Genomic DNA, 20,361 nt, shown 5'->3' on the forward strand with positions numbered 1-20,361 from the left:
CGCCCTGTGCGTGCCATGCCTAGACTGCGCCCATGGACGCAACCTCGCTGGGCCGGCTCGCCACGGGCAAGTACCTGTTGATCACCAGCTACCGCAAGAACGGCACCCCGGTCGCCACGCCGGTGTGGGTGGTGTCGGACGGCGACGCGCTGGGTGTCTGGACGGCCGCGGACTCCTGGAAGGTGAAGCGGATCCGGGCCCGCTCCGACGTCCTGATCGGCCCCTGCGACCTGCGTGGCAACCCGACCGGCGACCAGATCCCCGCCACCGCCGAGATCTGCGACCGGACCACCACCGCCCGGTACCGGGGACTCATCGCCCGCAAGTACGGCATCCTCGGCCGCCTCACCCTCCTCGGCAGCAGGCTGCGCCGGGGCGAGCAGGGCACGGTCGGCATCCGGGTGACCCCGCACGTCACAGGTGGCTCAGCACATTGACCACCCGCCCGTCGGGATCCCGCACGAAGAAGCGACGCACCCCCCACTCCTCGTCCCGCAAGGGGTGCACGATCTCCGCGCCGCTTGCCCGCATGACCGCGTGGACCGCATCCACATCGTCCACCTCGACAGTCAGATCGGGCGAGACCGGGGCCGTCTGGTCCTCGGTCATCAAACTGACCTGAGCGAGCGGACTGGCCGGCGAGGCGAGTGTCCGGATCCAGCCGTGATCCATGACCTCCTCAAAGCCCAGCCGCCCGTAGAACTCACTGCTCTCCCGCAAGGACCGCGCCCGGATGTTCGGCACGACGCGGCGGATGGCCATCGACGACTCCTGGAAACTCGGACGCAGCGGACACCGGACGCGCTCCTTGAGGCGAACCGAGGAGGCGCCCGCCGCCCGACCACGATGCTCACCTCGGTACCGCCGCGACCATACCGGGAGACCACCCGGGGTCGGCGCCCTCCCGCCGAAGCGACGGGAAGGCCCTGACGCGGCGACTGATTGACCGAGAGAAGGCGCGGCGACCTGTCTTCGTGCCGGAAGGCGTGGCGGTTTCCAGAGTGAGGCGTGGCGAACCGTGGCGAACTGTCGGCTCGGTCCATTGAGCGCCGGACGGGCAGGTATGTTGCGAGACGTCCGGCGGTCTCTCCTTGAGCACCTGCCCAAGTCGGGCAGGTCCCAACGGGGTTGGGGATGCAGAGAGACAGGAGGCCGGGCCGGATGGAGCGATCGACAAGGCAGGGGAGGTGTCGCAGGCGCCGCCGACGGGGGGACTGGGTGGAGTTAGCGGCTCTGTTCCTCAGTGCGATCACTGCCATCGCGGGGTGCGTCGAACACTTTTGGTGACGCATGAAAGGTGAGCCGGACGGCTGGCCGGGCAAGAGTGAGCCCGGCCGACTCATGCTCGGCCGGGCTCACCCGCCCCGCGCACGAGCCTGGCTTTGGGCTGCATCCCAAAGCCAGGCTTTGTGCGTACGCGAGGAGAGCAGGGTCCCGCTGGCGTGTCCATCCGGGAGCTACGAGATGAGGTAACCCCAAGGCGTGGCCGTCCGGCAAGCCGGGGCGTGACGACGGCTGGCAATTTGCGTGCTTTTGTCGATGGCTGATGATCTTGCTGAGCCTGGCGTTTGCATGGCGAAAAACCTGGAAGCCCAGGTGGAGGGTTCGAGGGGTGGCGAAACCTGGCGTATGGGCGTTTGGCAGAGGTCAATCGCAGCACGCAACCATCAAGTTTGTGGTAAAGAGCCCTGGCCGCGAGTACGTTGCCGCGATGAGTCCCGAGGTCGGGCTGGCGGGGATCGGTTCAGCGAGGGGATGCCGAGCACCGGCGCCGCACGGCCGCCCCGAGGCCGGCACCGGCGCAGAGAACCGTCAGCCCCAGGAAGAACACGATGGACGGACTGACAAAGCCGGGCACCATGTCGTACGACGCACTGCACTTCTGCGTGAGCGGGAAGAGCTGGTGGTCGATGAGGTCGTATTGCGGGTCGTACCGCTGGTGGAGGACCAAGGTGCAGAATTCCTCCTTGTCCAGCGCGAACGTGTGCCACGCGCCGTACCCGCACGTCAATGTCGCGAGGAGCAAGGAGATTGCCGCCGCGACGACCCAGCTCTCGGGCGCTGGGCTGGCCGGTGTCCTACGTGGACGTGCCTCCGGAGAGGTGGGAGGCCTGGCTCCCGGAGCTGGGGATGCCGACGCATCTCGAACAGCACGTCGCCACCATGGCCCAGCTGCACCGGGACAACCGTTACGACCGCACGGCCGACGGCGTCGAGCGCGTGACGGGCACCCCCGCCCAGTCGATCGAAGCGTTCGTGGCCGCCCGCAGGGACTTCTACCTGGGCTGAGTCGTCCCGGCCGGGCCCTCTTGACCGTATCTCGACCAGTGCAGATGGTGATCGTCACCAGGCTCATGGGTTCACACACCGCCAACCACCGACGAGCCCCCTCCCAACCAGGAGAGGGGCTCAGGGGCAACACGGACGTACACAAGCTCGGAGACAATCTGCGACGTGCGTGCAGGCCCCGGCAGCAGCGTCCAAGCCCAGGCCGACGGCACGAGGATCGAGCCAGCGTGACAACATTGGTCAAGACGTTGGGTACGACCACCAAAAGAAGGGGCTATGGAACATGGTTGACGCCCAGTCAGGTTCCCTGCGTCGGCAACGGTGGTGTCGTGTGCTGGTGTTGGGTGTCGGACCATTCGCGGAGTTCGTTCGTGCCGACCTCCTCGATCGCCGTGTGCAGGGCCGCTCGTGCCGCCGTGTCGCGTTCGGACGGGGGGAGCAGCAGATAGCGGTCGACGGACCGGCGCAGGGTCTCGCGCGACTGTGATGCGAGCACCCAGCGTGGCGCGGGGTTGAACAACTGGCGCATGCCGGTGAAGAAGACGGCGCTGCCGGCGATGAGCGCGGTCAGCCAGGCCGGTGCGTGCAGACCCGCCGCCACGACCGTCGAGGACGTGGCGAGCAGGGCGCCGATCTCCGTGAGGTAGTGCTCCCGCCGGGCCCGGTCACGCTGGCGGGCGTAGAACCCCAGGTCCTTCTGTGCCAGGGCCAGCAGGGGGTCCGCTTGCGAGGTCCAGTCCTCTTCGGCGTTCGCCTGTCGTCTCATCGGGCTATCATCGGACCTCGCCGCGTCGGCGGGGAAGTGATCCCGGGTAACGCCCGTGTTCGGGGGCGGGGTCGGGGTGTGGCAGGTCAGTGGTGGCCCTCGTGTGCCCCGGTGTGCTCCGCGTGTCCTGCGTGTTCGGGGGCGCCGCCCATCATCCGCAGCATCGCGGGACCGCCGGTGCGCAGGAAACGTACGAGCAGGGCGGCGGTCAGCAGCAGGAACGCGATGTTCAGCCAGGTCGTGTAGTTCCAGCTGACGCCCTCCGCGGGGATCCTGGCACGGGACTGGTCGGGGACCAGGCCGAGGCCGCCGAAGAGGAACTCGACGACGTACCCGGCGACCACCATCGCCGCGTAGAAGGTGACGAGGAGGAACGCGGCCATACGGGCCCCGTAGTACTTCCGGTAGATGTTCAGGATGGGCAGGATCAGCAGGTCGGCGTAGATGAAGGCGATCACCCCGCCGAAGCTGATGCCGCCCTTCCACAGCACCACCGCGAGCGGGACGTTGCCGATCGAGCACACGAAGCTCGCGATCGCCACGAGGGGTCCGATGAGCGGTCCGACGAGGCGGCCCGTGAGCGGATGGCTCGTCAGGAAGAAGGCGCGCCAGAAGTCGTCGGGCACCCAAGCGGCGATCGCGCCGGCGATCAGCAGACCGACCACCAGGTCCCGCAGGATCGCCGCCCACTCCATGACGAAGATGTGCGACACGGAGGTGAGGCCCTCGCGGGAGAGCAGCCGGCGCAGGAAGCCCCCCTCGCCGCCCACCGACATGTCCATCGCCGCGTGCCCCTCCATCGACCCCGCCAGCCCCCGCTCGGCCTGCTCATGGGCCTGCCGCAGCAGTCGTTCGCGCAGCAGGAGGCGGAAGAGCACGGCGAGGACGACGATCATCACGGGGCCGCCGACGAACTCCGCGACCGTGAACTGCCAGCCCATCAACAGAGCCAGGATCACGCCGAGTTCGACCACCAGATTGGTGGAGGCGATCTCGAAGGCCATCGCTGCCGTGAAGTCGGCGCCCTTGCGGAAGAGGGAGCGCGCCAGGGCGACCGCCGCGTACGAGCACGAGGACGAGGCCACGCCGAGCCCCGCGGCGAGAGTCAGTGTGCGGGGCCGGTCGTCACCCAGCAGCCGTACGACCGTCGCGCGGCGCACCACCGCCTGCACCACGGCGGACAGCGTGAAGCCGAGGATCAGTGCCCAGGTGATCTCCCAGGTCATCGAACCGGTGATGGACAGCGCGTGCTTGATCGCGTCCCACATGCGGTGCCCTCTCCCTGACGGTCCGGAACTCGGGCACTATACCCCTAGGGGGTATGGAGCGGGAGGGGGCGCGCCACTGGCGACCCCGTGGCCCTGTCCGAAACTGTGGCTTCCCGGTGAACCGGTCGGCATGCCTTCACGTATCACTCCCCGGGGATGCGCCCACGGCCGCGGGGACGGAAGGAGAGCAGTGTGTCGACACCGCCCGAGCAGGTCCAGCCGATGCGGCGCCCGGTACTGGAACCCACGTATGTGATGCGCCGTCGCCGCACGGAGGCGCTGGCCGAGTTGGTCAGACAGCTTCGCGACGGCGACACCCGTCCACCGGAGCCCGAATACGAACCGATCGTCGTCCATGTCGAGCCGGCATCCGCCGAGGACGCGACGGAAGAACTGCCCCCGGTGCCGGCCGCCCCCCGCCGGCAGAGCCGGGCCCGGCGTGAAAGACCCGTGGACGACGGGCTCACCCTGCGCCGCGCGGCCATCACGGTCGGGGTGACGGCGGCCGCCCTGATCGGCTTCGGCGCCGCGCTCCTGCTGCCCGGTGCGGGGAACGACGGCGCCTCGGGACAGGCGGCCGCCCCGCCCGCCCGGCCGCCCGTCAACGGCACTTCCGCCTCCGCCCCCGTCCAGCAGCAGAACACCGACCCCGACGGCGCGGGCACCCTGCGCGAGGGCGACAGCGGGCCCGAGGTGACCGAACTGCAGCAGCGCCTGCTGCGCATCCCCGACGTCTACAAGAACGGCTCCACCGACGGCCGCTACGACGCCATACTCACCGCGGCGGTCGCCCGCTTCCAGCTCTGGTACGGCATTCGCGGCGACGAGACGGGCGTCTACGGCAACGACACCCGCCGCGACCTCGAGTCCCGCACCCCGCTCTAGCGGGTGCGGCGGCGGGCAACGACAGGCGTACGGCGGCCGCTCACCCTTGAGTCGTACGCTCCGTGCCCGCTCACGCGGTACGGGCGCGTCGTGCGTTCCCCTCGCACGACACGCCCGTCACCGTGTGGCGCCCGCCTACCGCTTGAGCAGCCGTACCGCCAGCCCCTGGGCCGTGTACACCGGCACGGCCCAGTAGCGGTCCGACGCGACCGTGACACGTCCGAACTGCCCCCGTAGCGACCGGGTCGCGATCACCGGGACCGCGGCTCCCGGTGCCGGCGGCCGCTCCTCGTCCAGCCGGAGCGAGAGCACGCTGCCGCGGTCGAGCACCACACGCCGTTCCACCGTCAGCGCGGGCGTGTGGCCCGCTCGCAGCGTCACGTCCACGGTAGCGGCGGCCGTCTGCGTGTAGGACCCGCACACCCGGACGGCGCCGCTCGTCCGCAGCGTCCCGCCCGCCACCCGTACATCCCCGTGTCCCAGCGCGCCCGGCGAGGCGGCGATCAGGGTGCCGTCCTCGACCACGGTCCCGCCCGTGTAGCGGTTCGCCCCGGTCAGGGCCAGGGTTCCGGTGCCCCGCTTGGTCAGGGAGCCCCAGCCGTCGATGTCGTTGCGCCAACTGTCGTGCGCGCCGAAGCCGCCGGAACGCGCGTCGAGGGTGACGCACACGTCCGAGTCGAAGGAGCCGTAGCCGTCCGCCGCGGCGAACAGGTCGAGCCGCCCCCACTGCTCGAACCCGTCCAGCAGCACATAACCGGAGGACAGCGCGGTCGTCCGCAGCACCTCTCGGCGCTGCGCCGCGTCGAGGTAGGGCAGGCGTGTCTCCAGCAGCACCTCCGCCCCCTTCGGCACGGTCAGGTCCGTGCCGCGACCGTGGCGGGTCAGCACATACGTCAACCGGGGCCGCACGGCACGGGCGTTGGCGCTCCGGTCGGCGTACGGGTCGGTGGCGGTGCCCGCCGAGTGCGCGAACGCGTACAGCGTGTCGGCCGTGGTTCCGGTCCGCTCCTGGAAGTAGGCGAGGGCCTGGGCACGCGCGACGGCCTTGAGTTCCGCGTTGGCCGGGTCGGCGAGGGTGGCGGCGGCCAGCGCGGTGGCCATGATGCGCCCGCCGATCACATCGACGGGGGAGTGCATACCCGCCACGATCCGGGTGTGGCTGAGCTCCAGGGCACGGGTCACCAGCTCCTGGAAGCGCTCGGGCACGGCATAGGCGTAGGCGAGGGCGGCCAGGTGGAAGGCGTTGGTGTGGCCGCTCGGGAAACCGCCGTCATCGGTCGGCGAGGTGCCGCGCTGCCGCAGCAACTGCGGGGCGACGACCACGTCGGACTCGTAGACCGGGTAGCCGAGCGCGTCGGTCCGGCCGGTGTCGACGACCTCGCTGCTCTCGTTCATGCGCCACGGACGCGGGTACTGGTAGGCGTACTTGGCGGGGTTGCCCGAGGCGTACGGGCCGCGCACGGTGTCGACCAGCTCGGCCACCTTGCCGAGCGCGGAGTCGTGCGCGCCCGCGCCGAGCGCCGACCCGGCCGGGGCGTTGGCCGGCACCGCGTCGTTGACGGTCGTCGTGGGCGTGCCGTCGGGTGCCTGGGTGATCGACGTGACCGCCTTGGCACCTTCCCGGTAGAGGCCGGCGAGCGGGCCCAGGCCGGCGATCATCGCGTAACTCTGGTGCTGGCGGTCGTAGAGGAAAGCCTCCTTCGCCTGTGCGTCGGAGCGGGCGGAGGTGATGTGCGCGCAGTAACGCATGGTGGCGCGCAGCACGTCGGGCCGGAGCGGGGTGCCGGTGTTCCAGGCGCCGCCCGTCTTCCACACCTGGCTCATACCGCCGAGGACACGGACCACGGCGTTGGTCTCGGGCGTCAGGTTCGCCAGGACGTTGGTCCGGTAGTCGTCCACGAACGCGGCGGGCGCGGTGGCCGCCTTCGCGTCGGCGGCGGCGAGCCAGGTGACGAACGCGGGCGCGGCCTGTACGCCGGCCGAGGCGCCGAGGGAGGTCTTGAAGAACCCTCGTCTGTTCATGGCGAGTCGACCGGTGGTGGCGTGCCCGGCGGATGACGGCATGGGGGTGCCTCTCTGGAGTTCTTCGGCCGTGCGGCCAGGGGGGAGGTCATGCGATCGGCGGTGACACACGGCGCGTTCGGTGACCCATGAGTCAGAGGATCGCCGTCGAGTCATGTGAGGCCTGCGTGAAGATTTACGGCCGTGCCGTGTCTCTCCGACGAGGGCCCGGCGACCGGGACATGTCCTCGCGGTGAAGGCGGTCGGCCCGGCTCACAGGAACGAGCACGCCGGTGCCCCTTCGCGGCCCGGATCGTCGTCGTACGGCGCGATGTTCGCCCTGTCGACGCCCGAGCTCCGCCCGAGCCTCACCCGCCCTCCCGTCTTTCCGGACAAGCTGGCAGAGGGGCCGGCGACCTCCGGCAAGAATGGGCTGACGACGTGCATCTCCCTTACCAGCGTGGACCGTTGCACGACCTGGCGGACACCCCGGAGACCTACGACGCCGTCCTCGCCGACGTCGCGGAACAGGCTCTCGCGCGCATGACGCCGGAGGGCAGCCTCGAACACCCCGGCGCCCTCCAGGACATCGGCGACACCTCGCTGGGCATCACCTCGCTGCTGGCGCTCGCCTGGCAGCGGACCGGGGACCCGAGGCAGGCCGAGGCGGTCCGCCGCAGTCTCGCCTTCCATCTGCGCGAGCGGGTGTTCACCGAGGACAACCCGGGCTATCCGAATCTCACCGTGCGCAACTCGGGCCTGCCGTACGCCCGTTACGTCCTCGCGCCGGGAGCGCACCCCATCGGTGACTGGCCGAGCACGGTGTGGGCGCTGCTCCAGGCGGTCAACGTCCTGGACGCGGCCGACGGCCTCCTCGACGGCGAACAGCGGGCGGCGCTCACGGCGTTGGCGCACGGCTACTGGCGCCGGCTCACTGAGGCGACCTTCTTCAATCCTCAGGAGGCGGGCAACCAGGCCATCGGCTGTGTGGTCGGCGGCCTGATGCTGGCGCGCCGTCTCCCCGGCCCCGAGGGCGAGCAGGTCCGCGAGCGGGCGCTGCGTCTGTACGCCGACGAGATCCACGCCCGTCGTGTGCCGGACCGGGGCGCGCTGCTGCCGCCCGAGCACAACGGCGCCTACGACAACAACTACGGCCCGATCTCGCTCTCTTTCCTCGCCCAGGCACACCGGGTGAGCGGCGAGGACGTCTTCGCCGAGGACGGCGACGCACTCGCCCGCTACATCGACGCGCGCCTCACCAACGGCGGCTTCGACATCGGCGGTCCGCGCTTCAGCGAACAGCACTGCGGTTTCGAGGCCGTGCTGGGGCTGCGCTACTTCAGCCGGCGCATCCGCGCCGACCTGGGCCGCTACCGGGGCGACACACGCTGGGGGCGGCATGCGGCCCAGTCCGACGGGGGCGTCGACGGGCACTTCGCCTTCATGCTGGTCTGGCAGATCCAGGACCCCACCCGCTGGCACCGGGCGCCGTCGGCGGCCATCGCTCGCCATCAACTCCGGGCCGGCGCGGTCTCGGTGGCCTTCGACGGCCGTATGACCCCGGCCCTGGTCGAGGCGGCAGGCACGTATTACCTGCCGGCCGCGGTCGACCGCCGCCACGGTTTCGGCCCGGTCGTCGACGGCTTTCTGCTCTGCCGCCCGATGGGCGCGGTCCGGGTACGGGACGTCCGTACGGACGGATGGGCGGCCAAACTGGTCACCCAGCCCGTCGTCGACCGCGGCCATGTCCTGCGCCATGTGCGGTCCCTTTACGTCACCGACGGAACCCACCTGTGGGTCACGGTCGCCGTGGAACGCCTCGGCGGGACGCCGTACCTGCTGGCCGGGATGCCGTACGCCGCGGACGACGGCGACCGGGTGCTCAGGACCGCGGAGGGCGAGGTGGCGTCGGCGGGCACCCTGTGTCTGACGCACCCCGAGGGCGCCGACACCTTCGACGCGCGCTCGCACCTCACCCAGGAGGAGGCGGCGTTCGACCTGGCGGCCGACCCGCGCGTGTACGGCGACCCGGACGAGGGCTGGCGCCATCTGGTCGCGTGCACCGCGCTGGAGGCCGGACCGGCCCCGGGCGCACCGGAGGAGCTGCACCTCTTCGCCGTGCGCTACGGCCCCGGCGGCCCGTTCGCTCCGGCCTTCGACCGCTCGGAGCAAGGACTGACCGTGCGCACGGAGGTCTTCACGGCCACGATCGGCGACCCGACGGGCGACCCGCACGGCGAGCCGCGGCTCACCCTGCACGGATGACCCCGGGGACCGGGCCGGTCGGGGCACGGTCAGCAGCGAAGGCCGACGACGCCCCACCGGCGCCGGTCCGCCTCGGCGACCACCTCGCCCCGTCCGCGCAGCAGCGACGCGAACTCGGCGTGATCCGACATCCACTTCTGCGGACCGCGCGCCGCATGTGCGTCGAAAGGCTCCCGCAACCCGTCCACGAGCGGCTCCGCCCGCGCCCAGAGCCGGGCCAGGCCCGACACCTCCGCCGGAGCACGGCCCAGCAGCAGCCCCGACCGCCAGGACCCCCGATCGTGCGGGGCGTGCTCCTCCGCGGGGTCCCACCGGATCCCCAGTCCGACGAGGAAGGCGTCGAGCGCGTCGCGCAGCTCGGGCACGGCGTGTTCGGGTACGACGTCCCAGACCTCGCCGGCTCAGAAGTGGGGCTTGTACGAACCGAGGGTGTCGCGGAACTCGTGGACACCCCACCACGGCCCGTCCAGGGACGTCGGCCAGAACCAGCCGGCGTCCACGACCGCCGCGTCCGACTCCTCGTACAGCCGGTCCAGCCGCTCCCCGGCCGGAATCGCCTCAAGGCGCGCCCAGTCGACGGCCATGACGGTGATGCCCAGACCCATGGCGGGGTTCTACGGCCGAGCCGGGTACGTGCCCGCCGTCGGCAGCGCGGTCTCGGGGACCACCAGGTCCGCGCGGTGGCGGGTCGTCGCCACGAGGTTCGCGTTGCGCTGGTCCGTGCCGGCCACCCACGCCACCGCGCTCTCGTGGTCCTTGCCGAACTCCTCGTGCCGGGCGACCAGCCGCCGGACGCGCTCGGGCTCGGCGATCTCGCAGAACCAGACCTCGTCCACCAGCGACCGGACCCGCGCCCAGGCGCCCGTCTCCAGCAGCAGGTAGTTGCCCTCCGTCACGACGAGACGCGCCGACGGCGGCACCGGAACCGCTCCCGCGAGCGGCTGTTCCAGCACCCGCTCGAACCCCGGCGCGTACACGATCTCGCCGGCTGTCTCCTCGTGCTCCTCGCGCAGCCGCCGCAACAGCGCCGCGTACCCGGCCGCGTCGAACGTGTCCGGTGCGCCCTTGCGGTCACGGCGGCCCAGGCGGTCCAGCTCGACGTCCGCGAGGTGGAAACCGTCCATCGGGACATGTGCCACCCACGCGGGCCCGTCGCCGTTCAGCTCCCGGACCAGGTGTTCGGCGAGCGTCGTCTTGCCCGCGCCCGGGCTGCCGGTGATGCCGAGGATCGCACGGCGACCGGGCCGCCCGAGGGACGCGGCCCGCTTCACAAGGTCGTCGAAGGTCATAGGTGTCCGCGCTCGCTGCCGGGTCGTGAGGAGCCCGCTGGTGCGGCGGGCCGGATCAGGACATTGGACCACCTGGGCGCACAGGAACGCGAGAGGGGTGGACCGGCGGGCGCCACTGCGCCGACCGCGGGTGCACGCCCGACGGAATGTGGGCTTCACCACCCTCTGCGCGGCGCTCATGAGGGAAGGTGACTCCTATGACAGAGCTCGGTCTTCCGGACGGCATCCAAGCCTGCCTCTTCGACCTCGACGGTGTCATCACCAAGACCGCCGTCGTCCACGCGGCCGCGTGGAAACAGACGTTCGACGATTTTCTGCGCCGACGGGACGGGGAGTCCTACCGCCCCTTCGACGAGGTCTCCGACTACGACGAGTACGTCGACGGGCGGCCCCGCGCCGATGGTGTCCGCACCTTCCTCGCCTCCCGCGACATCCGGCTGCCCGAGGGCGCACCCGACGACCCGCCGGACCGGGACACCGTCCACGGCCTCGGCAACCGCAAGAACGAACTGCTGCTGGAACTGATCCTCACCCGCGGTGTCGAGACGTACGAGGGCACCATCCGCTACATCGAGGCCGTGCGTGCCGCCGGGCTGCGCACCGCCGTCGTCTCCTCCAGCGCCAACTGCCGTGACGTCCTGCGGTCGGTCGGCGCCGAGGACCTCTTCGACGTGCGCATCGACGGGATCGTGGCCGCCGAGCGGCAGCTGCCGGGCAAGCCGCACCCGGACACCTTCCTCGCCGCCGCCCAGGACCTCGGCGTCGAGGCGAAGGCCGCCGCCGTCTTCGAGGACGCGCTGGCCGGCATGGACGCCGGGCGCTCGGGCCACTTCGGGTACGTCGTGGGCGTGGACCGCGTCGGCCAGGCGGACGCGCTGCGGGCGCACGGCGCCGATGTCGTCGTACCGGATCTCGCGGAACTGGGGGAGCGCTCGTGATCACGCACGCCTCGTACGCCGTCGAACCCTGGGTGCTGCGCGAGCGGGGATTCCATCCGGACGTCCTGCCGCAGAGCGAGTCGGTGTTCGCGCTGTCCAACGGGCATGTCGGCTGGCGCGGCAACCTCGACGAGGGGGAGCCGCACGGACTGCCGGGCTCCTATCTCAACGGCGTCCACGAGCGGCATCCGCTGCCGTACGCGGAGGCGGGGTACGGCTACCCGGAGTCCGGACAGACCGTCATCGACGTCACCAACGGAAAGATCATTCGTCTGCTGGTGGACGACGAGCCCTTCGACCTGCGCTACGGCCGGCTGCGCTCCCATGAGCGCGTCCTCGATCTGCGGGCCGGCACCCTCACCCGGACCTGCGAGTGGACCTCGCCCGCCGGTACGACGGTCCGGGTGCGCTCCACCCGGCTCGTCTCCTTCACCCAGCGCGCGATCGCCGCCGTCGCCTACGAGGTCGAGGCTGTAGACGCACGGGCCCGGATCGTGGTGCAGTCGGAACTGGTCGCCAACGAGCAACTGCCGGGCCACGACGGCGACCCACGGGCCGCCATGGTCCTGGAATCGCCGCTGGAGGCAGAGGAGTGCTTCGCGAAGAGTGGCCGGCTGAGGCTGGTGCACCGCACCCGCAGGAGCGGCCTCAGGGTCGGCGCCGCCGCCGACCACCTCGTCAGCGGCCCCGACCCGACCACCACCGACAGCGAGGCGAACGAGGACGTCGCCCGCCTCACCATCGCCACCGCGCTGGACCCGGGCGAGCGGCTGCGCGTGGAGAAGTTCGTCTCCTACGGCTGGTCGGGCACCCGCTCGCTGCCCGCGGTCAGCGACCAGGTGGACGCGGCGCTGGCCGCCGCCACGAGCGGGGGATGGTCCGCCCTCCTCGCCGAACAGCGCGGTTACCTCGACGAGTTCTGGGCGCGCTCCGACGTCGAGATCGACGGCGACGAACAGATCCAGCAGGCCGTGCGCTTCGCCCTGTTCCATGTGCTGCAGGCCGGGGCCCGTGCCGAGCAGCGGGCGATCCCCGCCAAGGGACTGACCGGCTCCGGCTACGACGGTCACGCCTTCTGGGACACCGAGATGTTCGTGCTGCCCCTGCTCACCTACACCTCGCCGGGCGCGGTCGCCGAGGCGCTGCGCTGGCGGCAGAACACCCTGCCCGCGGCCCGGGAGCGGGCCGTCCAACTGGGGCTGCGGGGCGCGGCGTTCCCCTGGCGGACCATCGAGGGCTCGGAAGGGTCGGCGTACTGGCCCGCGGGCACTGCCGCGTTCCATGTGAACGCCGACATCGCCGACGCGGTCGTCCGCTACACCTCCGCCACCGGCGACGAGCGCTTCGACCGGGACACCGGGGTGGAACTCCTGGTGGAGACGGCCCGGTTGTGGCGCTCGCTCGGCCACCACGACCACCACGGCACGTTCCACATCGACGGCGTGACCGGCCCCGACGAGTACAGCGCGATCGCCGACGACAACACGTACACCAACCTCATGGCCCGTGCGAACCTGCTGGCCGCGGCCGACGCCGTCGAACGCCATCCGCGACGGGCCGCGGAGCTGGGCGCCGACGAGGAGGAGAGCGCCGCCTGGCGGGAGGCCGCCGAGGCGATGCACATCCCCTACGACGACGAACTGGGCGTGCACGAGCAGCACACCGGGTTCACCCGCTACCAGCGCTGGGACTTCGCCTCGACGCGCTCCGACCAGTACCCGCTGCTGCTGCACTTCCCCTACTTCGACCTGTATCGCAAGCAGGTGGTCAAGCAGGCGGATCTGGTGCTGGCGATGTACACGTGCAGCCTCTCCTTCGACGCCGAGCACAAGGCGCGTAACTTCGCCTACTACGAACCCCTCACCGTGCGCGACTCGTCCCTGTCCGCCTGCTGCCAGGCGGTCATCGCGGCCGAGACGGGTCATCTGCGGCTCGCCTACGACTATCTGCACGAGGCCGCGCTGATGGATCTGCAGGACCTGGAGCACAACACCCGCGACGGCCTGCACATCGCGTCCCTGGCGGGTACCTGGATGGCGCTCGTCGCGGGCTTCGGCGGACTGCGCCATCACGGGGAGCGGTTCGCGTTCGCGCCGCGGCTGCCGGAGCAGTTCGGCCGGCTCGCCTTCACGCTCGAACTGCGGGGCTGCCGACTGCGGGTGGAGATCGGCCGCACCACGGCCACGTACACCCTGCTGAGCGGTGGGCCGCTGGCGATCCATCACCACGGTGAACCGCTCACCCTGGACGCGGACAAGCCGCAGACCCGCGACATCCCGCTCGTCAAGCCGCGCCCGGCCCCGGAGCAGCCGCTGCACCGGCGGCCGAACCACCAGCCTGGCAGGGAGGGGTGACGGCGCCCTCGGGCGCCGGGTACGCCGCCTGATGTCCGGCACGGGCGCCGGTGTGTGCCGTGCGGCCGGGGTGGGACCCCGGCCGCACGCCGCCGCTAGTGGCGGGTGATGGCCGGGGCGATGTCCTCGTGCCGCTCGGTCGGTGCCGCGCCTCGGGTGACGGCCTTGGTCGCCTGTGTGCCGCAGAAGGCGGCTTCGAGCGTACGGGACAGGGTGTCGAGGACCGACGCGTTGTTGGAGGTGTTCGCGAGCGCCGTGACGCTGCGTCTGCCGTCCTGCGAGGTGAACGCGTAGGTGTAGTAGCCCTGGACGGTGCCCGTGTGACCCACCACCGAGATGCCGCACGACAGATCACGGCGGCGCAGCCCGAGCCCGTAGCCCTGGGTGCTGTTGACCGGCTCCCACTGCTCCATCTGTGTCAACTGCGCGGCGGGGAGCAGCTTGCCCTGCACCAGCGCCGAGAAGAACCTGTCCAGATCGCGGGTGCTGGAGATCATCGCACCCGCGCTCTGCGCCCAGGAGACGGTCTGCTCGGTGGAGTCCACCAGGGCCGCACCGGCCTGGTCCGGCGTGAGGTAGCCGTGCGCGTGCTGTCCCGGGATCGCGGTGTCCGGGTGTACGTAGAACGTGTCGCGCAGTCCCAGCGGCTCGATGATCCGGTGGGTGTACTCCGTCCGCACGGAGTGCCCCGTCAGCTTCTCGATGAGCATGCCGGCGACGACGAAGTTGGTGTTCGAGTACGAGTACGCCGCCCCCGGGGCGTTGGTGCGCGGCTTCTCCAGCGACAGCTTCACCAGGTCCTCGTAGGAGAAGACCTTGTTGCGCACCGCCTCGAAGCCCGGCACGGTCTGCGCGAACATGTCGTTGGTGTAGTCGTACAGACCGCTGCGGTGGCTGAGCACATGCCGCACCGTGATCCGGTCGTCGGGCAGCAGCCCCGGCAGATACGAGTTCACCGAGGCGTCCAGGTCCAGCTTGCCCTCGCCGGCGAGTTGCAGCAGGACGACCGTGGAGAAGCTCTTGGTGACACTGCCGATCCGGAAGCGGTCCGTCGCGCGGATGCCTCGTCCGGTGGACCGGTCGGCGACACCCTCCGCCGCCGTGTACTGCGTGCCGTTGTCGTCGACGCGGGCCATCGCACCCGGGGCGCCCTGTGACAGCGCCGTACGCAGCACCCCGTCCAGCGCGGCCATGTCGGGCGCCGGCAGCGGCTTGGCCGTGGCCGTCGTGGTGGCGGGGCCGGGGCCGGCCGTGGTGGTGGCGGCGTGCGCGGGGACCGCCAGGAGGGACAGCAGGACCGCGCCGAGCGCCGTGCCCTTGCCCACCGTTGCTGAGACCATCAGCTCTTCTCTCCCAGTTTCCTTCTCCCGGTGCCGGTTCTCGGCCCGGACCGCGCCCCGGATACGGGCGCCGGCACCATCTGTACGCCCCGCAGAGGCACGCCGGTTGCATCCACGCGGAGAAAGTCGTCGGGGAGAGTGAGGAGCCGGGGCGTCGGCCGCCGAACGACCGCGACGGGACACGGTCGCGCGGGCCGTCGCCCGTCAGTCGGGCAACGCGCCGTCGCCGCGCCGGAGTTCCCGCACCGGCACGGCCGCCCGCATCGACCTCAGGGCCAGCAGCAGCACGGCGATGTCGTCGAGATAGACGGGATCGGGGAGCAGATCGGTCGGCAGCACCAGATACAGGACCGCGCCCCAGAACACCCAGCGGGGCCCCGTCGGCAGTCCGGCACGGCGCAGGTCGCGGCGAGTGCGGACCAGCCGCAGCAGCAGCGCGAGCGCGACGCCGAGCAGGGCGGCCGCGAGAACCGCGATGACGGCGATCACGGTCCAGTTGATGGAGTCCATGCACAGCTCCGGGCATCCGTAGGAGTCGTCCTCTCCTACGGATGCCCGGCTTCGCGGCGGACAGTGCCCGTGCCGCGCCGAATGCCCCGGACGGTCGCGGCGGGAACGGGCCTACGGGGCGCGGTCAGTGGCCGCGCGCGGCGCTGCTGTCCACCAGGGCCTGGGTCACGGCGCGCACGCTGCGCGCGATGTGCTGGAGCTGCATCAGCTCGGCGGCGTAGAGCCGGATCGTGTGCTCGATGACCGACTCGGGCAGCCCGAGTGCGGGCAGCTCCGCCCGCGCCGTCTGCAGCGCGGTGCGGGCGACCCGGACCTCTTGCTGCACCTGGATCTGCGCATGCCGGGCGAGCAGGACCGGGTGGCGGATCAGGGCCGGGTAGCTGGCGTAGCGGGCGGGGACGAGTTCGCGCAGCCATTTGGCTGCCGACCGCTCCCAGTCGTAGCTGCCGGGTGTTTTGACCTGGCACGGCCAGTCCGAGCTGATCGGCGAGTACGTCGTCAAGGCCATGGTCTTCGCTTCCGGGTCACGTCGGCTCAGGATGTACGGCAACTTGGGGGCGGCTCCGGCCAGGGGAGGGCCGGAGCCGCCGCCATGGACGCCCGCGCAGGCAGGGCCCGGCCGGACACCCGGCGCCCGTGGGTAGGAGCGGACGGCCCCGGTGGTGCGGTCGGCGTGGCCGGGAGGGGAAGCCCGGGTCACGATCCGCGAGCAGTATTTATATATACCGGCAGATACGCAAGGACATGAAAAAATTCACCCGCGGTTTGGTGCGATTGATCCCGTCTTGAGGGCGCGGCCCTCGCGAGCCTTTGAGGAAGACTTGAGGGTGGGGGCCGGGATCAGTCCCTGAGGAAGAACTGATGCTGGTCGGCGATCTGCTCGTACTCGTCGAGCCGGGCCTGTGTCCGCTCCGGGTCGGCGTCGGTCATGGCCTGCAGCAGCGCGGCGGCGATCAGTCCGGGGGCGGCATAGGAGTCGAAGACCAACCTTGAGCCGGTGCCCGTGGCGAAGACGACGTCGGCCTCGTCGGCCAGCGGCCCCAGGCCCAGATCGGTGATCAGGGCGACCTTGAGCCCCGCACTGCGCGCCACCCGCAGCGCGGTCAGGCTCTCCTGGGCGTGCCGGGGCATACCGAACGCCAGCACCCAGGTGCCGCCCGCCTCCCGCGACTGGAGCAGCGCGTCATAGGCGACGGTGCCGCCACGGGTCACCAGCCGTACATCGGGGTGGACCCGCCGGGCCCCGTAGGCGAAGTACTCGGCGAGGGAACCGGAGATCCTCAGGCCCATCACGGTCAGCGGCGTCGACTCCGACAGCGCCCGCCCCAGGCGGATCACCCGGTCCGGGTCGGCGAAGTCGCGGCGCAGGTTCTCCAGGTTCTCGATCTCAGCGTCCACGGCCGCCTGCAGCTCGTTGCTGCGGGCTTCCGCCGGGGGGCTCGGAGTGCCAAGCGTGCTCAGGGCGATGGCCTGAAGCTTCTCCCGCAGCGCCGGGTAGCCGCTGAAGCCGACGGCCGCCGCGAAACGCGTCACAGAGGGCTGGCTGACGCCCACCCGCTCGGCCAGGTCCGTGATCGACAGGAACGCCGCCTCGGTGATGTGCTCGATCAGATACTGGGCGATCCGGCGGTGCCCGGGGGACAGACGCGGACCGTCGAACAGCTCTCTGAGCTGGGACGTCGAGCTGGCTCCCGCCTCCGGGGCCGTCTTCCCGGCAGTGATCGCAGATGCCTGCGCGCGTGTCTGCTGCGGCGATGGCACCGGGCCGCCTCCTTCATGTCCCTCGGACTTTCAACATAGCTCACGGGCAGCGCTGACCAGGGACCTTACGGCTCACTTCACGGCCGGCTCCCCGACAGGCGCACCCGCCGCCACGGCCGTACCGTCGAGCATGGGGAGCCGGGGGAGGGGTACCCGCGTCGCCCCGCGAAGGACGCGCCGGCCATGAAGGAGAGGAGCGGCCGTGAACTCGCCCGTAGCGCACGTACCGCAGGTCGAGGTGGTGGTCAGCGACTGCTCGGCGACAGACGCCGGGAGCCTGTTCGCCGAACTGTGCCGGCATTTCGGCTCCGACCGCTGCGCCACCGACACACCGCACGAGACCACCGGATCCCGGCCCACGATGTGGACCGGCACGTTCGACACCTCGGCGTCCCCCGGCGAATCCCCCGGGACGGCGTCGACACCGCCTCTGTCCGGTTCCGTGAAGGCCGAACTGCAGGGCGAGCCCCAGGCGGTGGAGCGTCTGCGTCAGGCTCTGGACGAGACGTTCGTCGTCCATCAGCTGGGCGTGGTGGCGGGTGACCAGGAGGTCGACGTCGAGCTGCGGCTGGAGAGCCGCCGGCCGGCCTGAGTCCACCGCCTCACCGGCGGCACAGTTCAGAGGGCGCGGCCGTCCGCGCCCTCTCGTCCGGACACGGCCGTGACTGCCCGGGGCCGGCCCTTCGGGGCAACGGGCCGGGGCTCACTCGTGGGGCGTCGGCTCCAGACAGCGGTGGAGCGAGGCCGTCAGCGCGGTGACGAAGGCGTCACGGGTGCGGCCGGACACCAGGTCCAGGGAGAGATAGGGGTTGAGGTCCTCCAGCTCGACCAGCAGCAGGTCCCCGTCCCGGGTGCGGCAGGCGTCCACGCGCTGGACCCCTCGGTCCAGCGTGTTCCAGTCGATGAAGCGCCGGGCGAAGGCCAGGTCGGCGTCCGTGGCTTCGTAGGGTTCGAGGACCCAGCGCCGCTCGGGGTCCGGCGCGTGCAGCGCGTACTGGAAGGCGTCATCGACGTAGTAGAACGACACCTCGTAGCGGAAGTCGATGCGCGGCTGGACCAGGATGTCGCCCCAGGTCAGCTCTGGCAGCCGGGAACGGGGCACGAAGTCCAGGCCGATGGAGTCCGCCCCGGCCTTCGGCTTGACCGCGTACCGGGCCGCGGCGGGCAGCCGGCCGAGGTCCTCGGGGCGGTCCACGGTGGGGATGACCGGGAAGCCGGCTTCGGTGAGATCCAGCAGGTACCGCTTGCCCGCCATGTCGGCCCGTCCGGTCAGCGGGTTGTACACCCGGGTGCCGTGCGCGGCGGCGCGTGCGCGGAAGGCGTCGTAGGCCTCCTGGTAGTGCAGCACCGGCCCGCTGTTGCGTACGACGACGGCGTCGAAGCCGTCCATCAGCGCGGCGGCGTCCAGCGGATGGCACAGGGCGATGTCGAAGTCCGCGCGCAGCCGGGACGAGAGGTCGATGTCCTCGTCGCAGTAGCGCCGCCCGCGTGCCGGATACGCCAGGTCGGTCACGTACAGCAGGCGGGGGCGGGCGGGCATGGGCGTCTCCTTGGTCGGTGCGCCCCAATCTAGTGCCCCGATCCAGTGCCCCGGCCGGTGCCCGCTTCGGGTGGTGCCCGTCACCCGTGGGAGCGTGCGTCGGCGGCGCGCTGGACGGGGCGTCCCGTGCGCGGGCGGGCCCGGGTGACACACTGGCCGCATGGAGGAACGAGAATTCCGCAGGTCGGGGCAGCATGCGTCGGTCATCGGCCTCGGCACCTGGCAACTGGGCGCGGACTGGGGCGATGTCGACGACAAGACCGCCCACGAGGTGCTGGAGGCGGCGGCCGAGTCCGGCGTGACGTTCTTCGACACCGCCGACGTCTACGGCGACGGGCGCAGCGAGCAGACCATCGCCGCCGTCCTGCTCGGCAGGCCCGACCTGCATGTGCTGGTGGCGACCAAGATGGGGCGCCGAGTCGACCAGATCCCGCAGAACTACGTCCTGGACAACTTCCGTGCCTGGAACGACCGTTCGCGCCGCAATCTCGGCGTCGACCGGATCGACCTGGTGCAGCTCCACTGCCCGCCGACACCCGTCTACTCTTCCGACGAGGTCTACGACGCTCTCGACACGCTCGTCGAGGAGGGTTGTGTCGCCGCGTACGGCGTGAGCGTCGAGACGTGCGCCGAGGCGCTCACGGCGATCGCCCGCCCGAACGTGGCAAGCGTGCAGATCATCCTCAACCCGTTCCGGATGAAGCCGCTGCGCGAGGTCCTCCCGGCCGCGCGGGGGGCGGGTGTGGGCATCATCGCCCGGGTACCGCTCGCCTCCGGCCTGCTGTCGGGGAAGTACACCAAGGACACGGTCTTCGCGGTCAACGACCACCGCTCGTTCAACCGGCACGGCGAGGCCTTCGACCAGGGCGAGACCTTCTCCGGCGTGGACTACTCGACCGGCGTGGACGCGGCGGCGGAGTTCGCCGCGCTCGCCCCGGAGGGCTTCACCCCGGCCCAGCTGGCGCTCGCCTGGATCATCCGGCAGCCCGGTGTGACCACCGTGATCCCGGGCGCCCGTTCGGCGGACCAGGCCCACGCCAACGCGGCGGTCGCGAGGCTTCCCGCGCTGCCGCGGGAGACGCTCGACGCGATCGAGGACCTGTACGACCGGCGCATCAAGGAGCAGGTGGAGGACCGCTGGTAGAACCGAGTCCG

21 protein-coding genes are annotated in these 20,361 nt (G+C 71.2%); 8 read left to right on the top strand and 13 right to left on the bottom strand.

All coding sequences use genetic code 11. The annotated features are described in order from the left end of the window. The first annotated feature begins 32 nt into the window (after positions 1 to 32). Positions 33 to 437: a PPOX class F420-dependent oxidoreductase gene (locus AB0L95_RS22375; protein ID WP_365163795.1), complete on the top strand. Its 405-nt coding sequence runs from the start codon at positions 33 to 35 to the stop codon at positions 435 to 437. Here AB0L95_RS22375 and AB0L95_RS22380 read toward each other — a convergent pair. Further along, complete coding sequence (locus tag AB0L95_RS22380) at positions 415 to 762, bottom strand: VOC family protein (protein ID WP_365163796.1); 348 nt, start codon at positions 760 to 762, stop codon at positions 415 to 417. The genes AB0L95_RS22375 and AB0L95_RS22380 overlap by 23 nt on opposite strands. Before the next feature lie 982 nt (positions 763 to 1,744). Beyond that, complete coding sequence (locus AB0L95_RS22385; protein WP_365163797.1) at positions 1,745 to 1,951, bottom strand: hypothetical protein; 207 nt, start codon at positions 1,949 to 1,951, stop codon at positions 1,745 to 1,747. An 80-nt stretch (positions 1,952 to 2,031) separates the two neighbouring features. Between AB0L95_RS22385 and AB0L95_RS22390 the strand changes: the two genes are divergently transcribed. Further along, positions 2,032 to 2,289: a hypothetical protein gene (locus tag AB0L95_RS22390; RefSeq protein WP_365163798.1), complete on the top strand. Its 258-nt coding sequence runs from the start codon at positions 2,032 to 2,034 to the stop codon at positions 2,287 to 2,289. 298 nt (positions 2,290 to 2,587) lie between these two features. Here the strand turns inward: AB0L95_RS22390 and AB0L95_RS22395 are convergent, their stop codons facing one another. After that, positions 2,588 to 3,055, bottom strand: coding sequence for a DUF4231 domain-containing protein (locus tag AB0L95_RS22395; protein ID WP_365163800.1), 468 nt, complete (start codon positions 3,053 to 3,055; stop codon positions 2,588 to 2,590). 86 nt (positions 3,056 to 3,141) lie between these two features. Then, the gene (locus AB0L95_RS22400; RefSeq protein ID WP_365163802.1) at positions 3,142 to 4,323 is read right to left on the bottom strand and encodes a permease; all 1,182 of its coding nucleotides are present in this window, start codon (positions 4,321 to 4,323) and stop codon (positions 3,142 to 3,144) included. A 192-nt stretch (positions 4,324 to 4,515) separates the two neighbouring features. On the opposite strand from AB0L95_RS22400, the gene AB0L95_RS22405 reads away from it, so the two are divergent. Continuing rightward, entirely contained in the window at positions 4,516 to 5,208 is a 693-nt protein-coding gene (locus AB0L95_RS22405; RefSeq protein ID WP_365163804.1) for a peptidoglycan-binding domain-containing protein, read from the top strand. 135 nt (positions 5,209 to 5,343) lie between these two features. Here AB0L95_RS22405 and AB0L95_RS22410 read toward each other — a convergent pair whose 3' ends face one another. Further along, positions 5,344 to 7,272, bottom strand: a complete 1,929-nt coding sequence (locus AB0L95_RS22410) for a phosphatase PAP2 family protein (RefSeq protein ID WP_365163805.1) — start codon at positions 7,270 to 7,272, stop codon at positions 5,344 to 5,346. Positions 7,273 to 7,650: 378 nt separating this feature from the next. Here AB0L95_RS22410 and AB0L95_RS22415 point away from each other — a divergent pair, with 378 nt between their 5' ends. Further along, entirely contained in the window at positions 7,651 to 9,474 is a 1,824-nt protein-coding gene (locus AB0L95_RS22415) for a hypothetical protein (protein WP_365163808.1), read from the top strand. Positions 9,475 to 9,503: 29 nt separating this feature from the next. Here the strand turns inward: AB0L95_RS22415 and AB0L95_RS22420 are convergent, their stop codons facing one another. From AB0L95_RS22420 to AB0L95_RS22430, 3 genes are read right to left on the bottom strand one after another with little or no spacing between them, the layout of a single operon-like run. After that, entirely contained in the window at positions 9,504 to 9,839 is a 336-nt protein-coding gene (locus AB0L95_RS22420; protein WP_365163809.1) for a hypothetical protein, read from the bottom strand. Positions 9,840 to 9,875: 36 nt separating this feature from the next. Next, complete coding sequence (locus AB0L95_RS22425) at positions 9,876 to 10,079, bottom strand: hypothetical protein (protein WP_365163810.1); 204 nt, start codon at positions 10,077 to 10,079, stop codon at positions 9,876 to 9,878. Between the two features lie 9 nt (positions 10,080 to 10,088). Then, the gene (locus AB0L95_RS22430; RefSeq protein ID WP_365163811.1) at positions 10,089 to 10,943 is read right to left on the bottom strand and encodes a nucleoside/nucleotide kinase family protein; all 855 of its coding nucleotides are present in this window, start codon (positions 10,941 to 10,943) and stop codon (positions 10,089 to 10,091) included. 17 nt (positions 10,944 to 10,960) lie between these two features. Here AB0L95_RS22430 and AB0L95_RS22435 point away from each other — a divergent pair, with 17 nt between their 5' ends. Both AB0L95_RS22435 and AB0L95_RS22440 read left to right on the top strand, forming a co-directional pair. Then, complete coding sequence (locus tag AB0L95_RS22435) at positions 10,961 to 11,701, top strand: beta-phosphoglucomutase family hydrolase (RefSeq protein ID WP_365163812.1); 741 nt, start codon at positions 10,961 to 10,963, stop codon at positions 11,699 to 11,701. Continuing rightward, complete coding sequence (locus AB0L95_RS22440) at positions 11,698 to 14,055, top strand: glycosyl hydrolase family 65 protein (RefSeq protein WP_365163813.1); 2,358 nt, start codon at positions 11,698 to 11,700, stop codon at positions 14,053 to 14,055. Before AB0L95_RS22435 ends, AB0L95_RS22440 begins: the two co-directional genes overlap by 4 nt. A gap of 95 nt (positions 14,056 to 14,150) precedes the next feature. On the opposite strand, the gene AB0L95_RS22445 is transcribed toward AB0L95_RS22440, so the two are convergent. From AB0L95_RS22445 to AB0L95_RS22460, 4 genes are all read right to left on the bottom strand, one after another. Continuing rightward, positions 14,151 to 15,395, bottom strand: a complete 1,245-nt coding sequence (locus tag AB0L95_RS22445; protein ID WP_365163814.1) for a serine hydrolase domain-containing protein — start codon at positions 15,393 to 15,395, stop codon at positions 14,151 to 14,153. A 204-nt stretch (positions 15,396 to 15,599) separates the two neighbouring features. Next, positions 15,600 to 15,905: a YkvA family protein gene (locus tag AB0L95_RS22450; protein WP_365163815.1), complete on the bottom strand. Its 306-nt coding sequence runs from the start codon at positions 15,903 to 15,905 to the stop codon at positions 15,600 to 15,602. Between the two features lie 124 nt (positions 15,906 to 16,029). Then, complete coding sequence (locus tag AB0L95_RS22455; protein WP_365163816.1) at positions 16,030 to 16,413, bottom strand: hypothetical protein; 384 nt, start codon at positions 16,411 to 16,413, stop codon at positions 16,030 to 16,032. A 332-nt stretch (positions 16,414 to 16,745) separates the two neighbouring features. Next, a complete protein-coding gene (locus AB0L95_RS22460; protein ID WP_365163817.1) occupies positions 16,746 to 17,666 on the bottom strand; it encodes a MurR/RpiR family transcriptional regulator in 921 nt (306 codons plus the stop codon). Positions 17,667 to 17,868: 202 nt separating this feature from the next. Here AB0L95_RS22460 and AB0L95_RS22465 point away from each other — a divergent pair, with 202 nt between their 5' ends. Then, positions 17,869 to 18,258, top strand: a complete 390-nt coding sequence (locus AB0L95_RS22465) for a hypothetical protein (protein WP_365163819.1) — start codon at positions 17,869 to 17,871, stop codon at positions 18,256 to 18,258. Positions 18,259 to 18,369: 111 nt separating this feature from the next. Here AB0L95_RS22465 and AB0L95_RS22470 read toward each other — a convergent pair whose 3' ends face one another. After that, entirely contained in the window at positions 18,370 to 19,206 is an 837-nt protein-coding gene (locus tag AB0L95_RS22470; RefSeq protein WP_365163820.1) for a hypothetical protein, read from the bottom strand. Positions 19,207 to 19,366: 160 nt separating this feature from the next. Here AB0L95_RS22470 and AB0L95_RS22475 point away from each other — a divergent pair, with 160 nt between their 5' ends. Continuing rightward, positions 19,367 to 20,350: an aldo/keto reductase gene (locus AB0L95_RS22475; RefSeq protein ID WP_365163822.1), complete on the top strand. Its 984-nt coding sequence runs from the start codon at positions 19,367 to 19,369 to the stop codon at positions 20,348 to 20,350. Positions 20,351 to 20,361 lie beyond the last annotated feature (11 nt).

It is taken from the genome of Streptomyces sp. NPDC052036, assembly GCF_040680495.1.
GTDB lineage: Bacteria > Actinomycetota > Actinomycetes > Streptomycetales > Streptomycetaceae > Streptomyces.